The organism is Helicobacter pylori (assembly GCF_011140715.1).
GTDB classification, from domain to species: Bacteria; Campylobacterota; Campylobacteria; order Campylobacterales; family Helicobacteraceae; genus Helicobacter; species Helicobacter pylori_DA.
In genome coordinates this window covers 20,399-27,917 of record NZ_SFZZ01000058.1, presented here as the reverse complement: position 1 = coordinate 27,917, position 7,519 = coordinate 20,399, and the positions used below count along the sequence as shown (strand labels likewise).

The following is a 7,519-nucleotide window of genomic DNA, read 5'->3' as shown; positions in this document are numbered from 1 at the left end:
GTGATTAGTGATTAGTGATTAGTGATTAGTGATTAGTGATTAGTGATTAGTGATTAGTGATTATAGCATCATTTTTTAAAATCATGTTTAACGCCCTAAAAGGCTTAAACACACCCGCTAACTGCATATAAAGATAGCGCTACAGACGCTAATGAGCTTTATTAATTCACAACCAGAGAATGATGGCAACTATAATGATTAAAATATTTTGATGTGCTTATCATTTTGGATAGGAATGCCTAATTCTAGCGTTAGCGATGGCGATTTCACTCGTTATATCAATAAAGCGAATGTTAATAATGTAAAACAAATCTGATTTGAAAGTAGGAGACTTATTGATTTCTTTAGGTAGGGCTAATTTAACGAACTGCTGTTTTGATTTTTGGCACAAGAAACCCCCTCCTTTAACCCTCTAACCCTTACTTTTTATTGTTTTTATGTTCGTGGTTAGCGTTGCATTGATTAGCTTGGTTTTGGCTATTTTTTTGACAACTTTCGTTGTTTTGATTTTTAGCATCACCTTTTTGATTGTGGTTTTGATTGCTGCAACTGTTACTCATTTTGTCTCCCTTAAATTAAAATAAAAACTAGATGCGTTTTCGCATCTAGATCTCCATTCTATACCCTTTTCCCTAAAAAAAAGCTTAAATGGATTCTATTTGCAACGACTTCTTATCTTCACTGGCTTGCTGTGTTTTTAGGCGTAAAGTGGCAACCACAATGCATGCCGGTATGGTTACCCTATAAGCCGGCCCTGCAATATCAATCGCTGTCCATACGCCTGTAATGATCCAGCCAACAGGGCCTGTTAAAAAGCTCAGAGTTCTTGTAAGCACCTGATTGCCCGCAAGCGATAAACCACGCCCTAGAATGGTTTTTGCGACCGCATTCGCAACAATGACAGCTAATTGATAAGATTTAAAGCCTCCCATTTTAAACAGCGTTAAAGTCGCCGCGCTTAAGGCTTGTCTGTTTAAATTGTCCGTGTTTTTTATGGACAATTCATCGCACATTTCTTTCACTTCTTCATCATCCATTTCTTCCAAACTTCTTTCTAAGATTTTAGAAAGCATGTTTTGTTCAATTAAAGTCGTTTCAGTTTTCTTGTTGTAGTTGACCTTTAATTTATCGCACACATCGCATAAAATCTCTTTGTATAAGACTCCTTCGCCTTTAATGAAACTCGCAAAACTATTGCTCCCATAGTATTGCAACTCTTCAGCGATTCTTTCTGCGTATTTAGCGTAATCATCGCCATGCCTTTTGTATTCCAGGGAGCTGGTCAGTTTTTCATTGTGTCTTTTTTCGCCGTCTTTACCAAAAACAAGCACCTCAAACAAATCCAACAAATCACTAGATTCCAATTGCTTTAAAAATTCCAAGTCTCTATCATATTTGTATGCCATATTATTCCTTTATATTGTTTTATCACTTATTAAAAACAAACGACTTTTCACGCTCCATCGCTGTTTTTCTAAAGTGGTTACTGATTTTAATATCATTTGTCTAAAACTATACTTAATATTCTAAAAAGGCTTAAACTCAAAAGCCCAACGCTCTTAACTCTATAGATTTCATGCTTTAAAGCGTCAATTTTCTCAAACGCTAAAAATAAAACCCAGACATTTTATAGCATCTAGGTTTATATTGTATTTTAAAAAAGGGTTAAAGAAGATTTTAATTTCGTTTGCTTGTGCTTTTAGGCGTAAAGTGGCAATCAGAACGCATGCCGGTATGGTTACCCTATAAGCCGGTCCTGCAATATCAATCGCTGTCCATACGCCCGTAATGATCCAGCCAACAGGACCCGTTAAAATGCTTAGCCCTCTTGTAAGAGCGGCATTTGCCCCTAGAGACAACCCTCTTTGAAAAATCGCCTTTATCACGGCATTTGCAACAATTAAGGCTAATTGATAGGATTTGAAGCCCCCCCATTCTAAACAGCGTTAAAGCAGCTGTGCTTAGGGCTTGCTTGCCTAATTTATTAGTGTTTTTCGCTCCTAATTCATTGCAAAGTTCTTTAATCTCTCTCTCACTCATTTTTTCTAAACTATCTTTCAAAAGCTTAGAAAGCATGTTTTCTTCAATCAAAGTTGTGTCAGATTTTTTGTTGTAATTGACTTTTAATTTATTGCACACTTCACACAAAATTTCTCTGTATAAAACCCCTGTACCTCTCAATGTGCTCGCAAAGCTATTAGCCCCATAATGCTGCAATTCTTCAGCGATCCTTTCTGCGTATTTAGCGTAATCATTGCCATGTCTTTTGTATTCTTCTGAAAGCGTTAATCCTTCAGTAAATCTTTTTTCGCCATCTTTGTCATAGACAAGCGCATCAAACAAATCTTTCAAATCATTAGAGCTTAATCGCTTTAAAAATTCCAAGTCGCTATTTGTATGCCATATTCTTCCTTTAATTTTATTCCTACCGCTCGCTCAAATCCCACCAACCCTCTCTTTAGTGAAGTGATTAGTGATTACAGCATCATTTTTTAAATTTAGGTATAAAACGCCCTTAATTCAAGGGTTTTTGAGTGAGTTTTTTGCTCAAAGAATCCAAGATAGCGTTTAAAAATTTAGGGGTGTTAGGCTCAGCGTAGAGTTTGCCAAGCTCTATGCATTCATTGATGATGATGGGGTTTTGCGTGGGCGTGAAGCCAATTTCATACGCTCCTAAGCGTAAAATCGCCTTTTCCATGCTCCCTAATCGTTTGAAATCCCAGTCTTTTAAATGCGGTTCGATGAGAGCGTCAATTTCATTGATTTTTTCTAACACGCCATTAAAAAGGCTTAAAGCGAAAGCCAACTGGTTGTTTTTAATCTTTTTTTCTTCCAACATGCTAGAAGCGATTTTTTTAATTTCTTCATTACCGCTCTCAAACGCATACAACAATTCAACCACAGCCCCCCTGGCTTGAGTTCGTGTCGCCATTTTAGCCCTTGAGAGTTTGGCACAAGCTCAACAATTCAATGAGAGTGCTCATCGCTTCAAAGCCTTTATTGCCGGCTTTACTGCCCGCTCTTTCAATCGCTTGTTCAATATTGTCCGTGGTCAGCACGCCAAAGCTTACCGGCATGCTGTATTTTAACATCGCGCTAGCAATACCCTTAGTCGCTTCCGCGCTCACATAGTCAAAATGCGGAGTCCCCCCTCTAATAATGGCTCCTAAAACGCACACGCCATCGTATTTTCCGCTCTCTAACAATTTGTCTAAAATCAAAGGCAATTCATAAGCCCCAGGCACCAATACGATGTCTAAAAGATCCTCATCGCCCCCATGCCTTTTAAAGCAATCCATCGCCCCTTCTTTTAATCTGTCTGTGATGATATGATTGAAGCGCGAGGTTAAAATAGCGACTCTTTCGTTCCCTTGTAATTGCAATTTCCCTTCTATGATTCGCATGAAATTCCTTTAAAATAAATTTTGGATTTTTAACATGTCGGTTACTAAATATTCTAACTCATCAGGTTTTAGCATGTTCGCCCCATCGCTTAGGGCGTTTTTAGGATCAATGTGCGTTTCAGCGAATAACCCATCAATCCCCACCGCAGCCGCCGCTCTGGCTAAAATAGGGGCAAAAGAGCTGTCTCCTGAACTTTTCCCATTCGCTCCCCCTGGCATTTGCACGCTATGGGTAGCGTCAAAAATCACCGGTGCAAACTCTCGCATGATTTTTAAAGAGCGCATATCCACCACTAAATTCCCATACCCAAAGCTGCTCCCCCTTTCACACAGCCACACGCCATTTTTCAACGCCGTTTCATAAGTGGGGCTTTGAATGCTTTTATCTCTCGTTTTAAGGGCTTTTAAGACAGAATATTGCATGTCTTTTGGGTTCATGAATTGCCCTTTTTTGATATTGACAATAGCGTTAGTTTGGCTCACTGCTACAATCAGATCCGTTTGGCGGCACAAAAACGCCGGGATTTGTAAAATATCCGCTACTTTGGCTGCCACGCTTGCTTGATAGCTCTCATGCACATCGGTTAAAATTTTATAGCCAAATTCCTCTTTGATGGTTTGTAACATTTCTAAGCCTTTTTCTAAACCAGGCCCTCTGTAACTCTCTAAACTCGTGCGGTTCGCCTTATCAAAACTCGCTTTAAAATAAAAATCCAACCGCTCGTTGTTGGCTAGAGGTTGTAATTTAGTAGCGATACTTCTTAGATTTTCTAATCTCTCAATGACGCATGGCCCGGCGATTAAAACGGATTTGGGGGTTTTTGTTTCAGGGGTTTTCATGACTTTTCCTTTGTTTAATGGTTTCTTCAATCAGTTCAAAAAAATGGCTTTCAAAATTATAATTATAAATCCTGCCTGTTTCTATGATATAGTGCCAACCAAAAATTTTTAATTCGTTATCCATCACTCTTTCTTGAATGAAATCATAGCTTAAGAGGTTGTTGAGTTGCAAGCGCGCATTCAAACGCTCTGTAAGCCATGAACGCTTGGCAAAGTGGTTGCTGAATTGCGGGTGGTTTTTTAATTCTTCTTTAATAGGCTCTAAGAATTGTATCCAGTCTGCAATGTAAGGGGTTTTAGCTTTGGTGGTTTCATCATGGATTAAATGAATGCTCCCACAAGCCCCACAATCGCTATGCCCGCAAATGATTAAGTTTTGAATGCCCACATGCGCAATAGCGTATTCAACGCTCGCAATGGTAGAAAGGGATTCTTTATAGCTTGTTTTAGGGGGGATCACATTGCCCATGTTGCGGATCACATACAATTCGCCCGGTTTGGTGCCTGTGATTAAATTAGGCACGACTCGTGAATCCACGCAAGAAATGAACAAAGTGTGGGGCTTTTGCTTGGTTTTTAAGCTCTCATAAAGCTCTTTAAGCTCTTCGTATTCATTCTCTTGAAACTCTAACGCTCCTAAAAACGCTTCCACTCTTTAACCCTTAAATCTCATTTTTTTAAACTTGGTTTTCATTTTAAAACGCTTATCATAGCTAAAAATCTTGCATTTCTTTTTGTTATAATGGCGTTATTTTACACTTTAAAGGGCTTTCATGCAATTGTGTGTCGCATTGGATTTAGAAAAAAAAGAGGACAATCTTTCTTTATTACAAGAATTAAAGGGCTTAGATTTATGGGCTAAGGTGGGGCTTAGATCTTTTATAAGAGACGGGGCTGTTTTTTTAGATGAAATCAGAAAGATTGATGAAAATTTTAAGATCTTTTTGGATTTGAAGCTCTATGATATTCCTTATACGATGGCAAATGCCGCTCTAGAATGCGCGAAATTAGAAATTGACATGCTCACCGTGCATTTGAGCAGCGGCAAAAGCGCGCTAGAAATCTTAATGCAACGCCTAAACGCTCTTAAAAAACGCCCCTTGATCATGGGCGTGAGCGCTTTAACCAGCTTTAGCGAAGAGGAATTTTTGAGCGTGTATAACGCCCCTTTAAAAACGCAAGCGATCACATTAAGCGCTATGGGTAAAGAGAGCGGGATTGATGGGGTGGTGTGTTCGGTGTTTGAAAGTTTGGCGATTAAAGAGGCTTTGGGTCAAGGCTTTTTGACTTTAACCCCTGGCATAAGGCTGGATAAAAACGATAAAGAAGATCAAGAAAGGGTGGCGAACGCTAAAGAAGCTAAACAAAATTTAAGCGATTTTATCGTGGTAGGCCGCCCCATTTATCAGGCTAAAGAGCCTAGAGAAGTGGTTTTAGAGCTTTTAAAGGATTGTTAAATGTGCGTGTTAGAAACGATTGCTGCTTTAAGAGAATATCGTAAAAGTTTGGAAGAAAGCGTGGGGTTTGTGCCGACTATGGGGGCTTTACACAAAGGGCATCAAAGCCTGATAGAAAGGAGTTTGAAAGAAAATTCCCACACGATTGTGAGCGTTTTTGTCAATCCCACGCAATTTGGGGCTAATGAGGATTTTAGCGCTTACCCGCGCCCTTTAGAAAAGGATTTGGCTTTGTGTGAAACATTAGGCGTTAATGCGGTATTTTTGCCTAAAATTGACGAAATGTATCCCTATGAAGCAGAGCAACGCCTGAAACTCTACGCCCCTGCATTTTTATCCCATTCTTTAGAGGGAGCGGTGCGTAAGGGGCATTTTGATGGGGTGGTTCAGGTTGTGTTAAAATTGTTCCATCTTATCAATCCCACTAGAGCGTATTTTGGTAAAAAGGACGCCCAACAGCTTTTAATCATCCAGCATTTAGTTAAAGATTTGCTTTTAGACATTGAAATAGCGCCATGCGAGATTGCGCGAGATAGCGATCATTTGGCTTTAAGCTCTAGGAATGTGTATTTGAATGCCACAGAAAGAAAACAAGCCCTAGCCATTCCAAAAGCTTTAGAAAATATCCAGCAGGCCATAGATAGGGGCGAAAAAGCGTGCGAAAAACTGAAAAAACTAGGGCTTGAAATTTTAAAAAATTTAGAAGTGGATTATTTGGAATTTTGCAACCACAAGCTAGAGCCTTTAAAAACCATAGAGCCAACTAACACGCTCATTTTAGTGGCGGCTCGTGTGGGTAAAACCAGGCTTTTAGATAATTTATGGGTGTAGTTTGAAATTTTTGTGGCGACCCTTGAAAGATTTGAACTTCCGTTTCCACCGTGAAAGGGTGGTATCCTTGGCCACTAGATGAAAGGGTCATTTTTAACGATTGACTATTGTATTGAAAATAAAGCGTAGAAAATGATTTAAAAAGTTCTTGGTGGCGGAGCGGACGGGACTCGAACCCGCGACCCCCTGCGTGACAGGCAGATATTCTAACCAGCTGAACTACCGCTCCCTATCCAAGCCCCATAGCCTAAAAACGCATGCTTGAAGCTAAGTCAAAAATGGTGGTCGCTATAAGACTCGAACTTATGACATCTACCTTGTAAGGGTAGCGCTCTACCAACTGAGCTAAGCGACCAAAATATTGAGATAAAATCCAACTAAACCCGTATAAAAGAGTGGTGACTCCTAGGGGATTTGAACCCCTGTAACCACCGTGAAAGGGTGGTATCCTAACCACTAGATGAAGGAGCCACGATGCTCATGGTGACCCGTGTTGGATTTGAACCAACGGCCCATTCCTTAAAAGGGAATTGCTCTACCAGCTGAGCTAACGGGTCTCACAAAAAAAGATAATGATACAATTTTTTTTAACGCTTGTCAAGAATAATTGAAAAATATTGCGGTTTTCATAGAAACGAAACGCTCTTAAAACGGCATAACAGCTTTTGCTTAAATAAAAACTTGATTGCGCTTTAATGCCATAAGGATCACAATAAACGCCATGCGTTTTGGTTATTGGTTAGTATTGTTTTTGGGGGTTTTAAAAAGCTTTGTTTTTATCAAGATCTAACAAATATTATTGGGATTTAATGCTTTTTTTGTTTAAAAAATTTCATTTTTAAAAAATGGGTTTTTGTTTTATTGTTTTAGATCTTATTTTGTTGTAAAACGCATTTTCTTTTATTTTATTTTCTAAAGGGATAGGGGTGAATTTTACGCTTGACCCCCCAAAAAAGAGAGTTTAAAAAAGAGAGTTCAAAACAAGGC

The 7,519-nt window shown here is 39.2% G+C and carries 9 protein-coding genes, 5 tRNA genes and 1 pseudogene; 2 read left to right on the top strand and 13 right to left on the bottom strand.

Translation table 11 applies throughout. From position 1 onward, the window contains the following. Window positions 1–220 precede the first annotated feature (220 nt). The 8 genes and pseudogenes from EWZ81_RS05735 to EWZ81_RS05695 all read right to left on the bottom strand — a co-directional run bounded on the left by EWZ81_RS05735 (window position 221) and on the right by EWZ81_RS05695 (window position 4,896). Window positions 221–391 (bottom strand): hypothetical protein, encoded by a 171-nt coding sequence (locus tag EWZ81_RS05735; RefSeq protein WP_020948474.1) that lies wholly within the window; start codon window positions 389–391, stop codon window positions 221–223. 28 nt (window positions 392–419) lie between these two features. After that, window positions 420–560: a hypothetical protein gene (locus EWZ81_RS05730; protein WP_000071330.1), complete on the bottom strand. Its 141-nt coding sequence runs from the start codon at window positions 558–560 to the stop codon at window positions 420–422. Window positions 561–644: 84 nt separating this feature from the next. After that, window positions 645–1,406 carry a YaaW family protein gene (locus EWZ81_RS05725; protein WP_000323713.1) on the bottom strand — a complete coding sequence of 254 codons (762 nt, stop codon included), beginning with the start codon at window positions 1,404–1,406 and terminating at the stop codon, window positions 645–647. 192 nt (window positions 1,407–1,598) lie between these two features. Beyond that, window positions 1,599–2,385: pseudogene (locus EWZ81_RS05720) on the bottom strand (YaaW family protein). 130 nt (window positions 2,386–2,515) lie between these two features. Then, complete coding sequence (gene nusB, locus EWZ81_RS05710) at window positions 2,516–2,932, bottom strand: transcription antitermination factor NusB (RefSeq protein WP_000235740.1); 417 nt, start codon at window positions 2,930–2,932, stop codon at window positions 2,516–2,518. 1 nt (window position 2,933) lies between these two features. Continuing rightward, window positions 2,934–3,404: a 6,7-dimethyl-8-ribityllumazine synthase gene (gene ribH / locus EWZ81_RS05705; protein ID WP_024750575.1), complete on the bottom strand. Its 471-nt coding sequence runs from the start codon at window positions 3,402–3,404 to the stop codon at window positions 2,934–2,936. A gap of 9 nt (window positions 3,405–3,413) precedes the next feature. After that, window positions 3,414–4,244 carry a 3-deoxy-8-phosphooctulonate synthase gene (gene kdsA / locus EWZ81_RS05700; protein WP_165549317.1) on the bottom strand — a complete coding sequence of 277 codons (831 nt, stop codon included), beginning with the start codon at window positions 4,242–4,244 and terminating at the stop codon, window positions 3,414–3,416. After that, window positions 4,231–4,896, bottom strand: a complete 666-nt coding sequence (locus EWZ81_RS05695) for a carbonic anhydrase (protein ID WP_165549316.1) — start codon at window positions 4,894–4,896, stop codon at window positions 4,231–4,233. Before EWZ81_RS05695 ends, kdsA begins: the two co-directional genes overlap by 14 nt. 121 nt (window positions 4,897–5,017) lie before the next feature. Between EWZ81_RS05695 and pyrF the strand changes: the two genes are divergently transcribed. Further along, the gene (pyrF, locus tag EWZ81_RS05690; RefSeq protein ID WP_165549315.1) at window positions 5,018–5,701 is read left to right on the top strand and encodes an orotidine-5'-phosphate decarboxylase; all 684 of its coding nucleotides are present in this window, start codon (window positions 5,018–5,020) and stop codon (window positions 5,699–5,701) included. Next, window positions 5,702–6,532: a pantoate--beta-alanine ligase gene (gene panC / locus EWZ81_RS05685; protein ID WP_165549314.1), complete on the top strand. Its 831-nt coding sequence runs from the start codon at window positions 5,702–5,704 to the stop codon at window positions 6,530–6,532. It begins immediately after the preceding gene. A gap of 13 nt (window positions 6,533–6,545) precedes the next feature. On the opposite strand, the gene EWZ81_RS05680 is transcribed toward panC, so the two are convergent. The 5 genes from EWZ81_RS05680 to EWZ81_RS05660 form a co-directional block, all read right to left on the bottom strand. Further along, window positions 6,546–6,621: transfer RNA gene (locus tag EWZ81_RS05680), tRNA-Glu, on the bottom strand. 63 nt (window positions 6,622–6,684) lie between these two features. Then, window positions 6,685–6,761: transfer RNA gene (locus EWZ81_RS05675), tRNA-Asp, on the bottom strand. Window positions 6,762–6,811: 50 nt separating this feature from the next. After that, window positions 6,812–6,887, bottom strand: a tRNA-Val gene (locus tag EWZ81_RS05670). A gap of 41 nt (window positions 6,888–6,928) precedes the next feature. After that, window positions 6,929–7,003 (bottom strand) — tRNA-Glu (locus EWZ81_RS05665). A 10-nt stretch (window positions 7,004–7,013) separates the two neighbouring features. Beyond that, window positions 7,014–7,089 (bottom strand) — tRNA-Lys (locus EWZ81_RS05660). Window positions 7,090–7,519 lie beyond the last annotated feature (430 nt).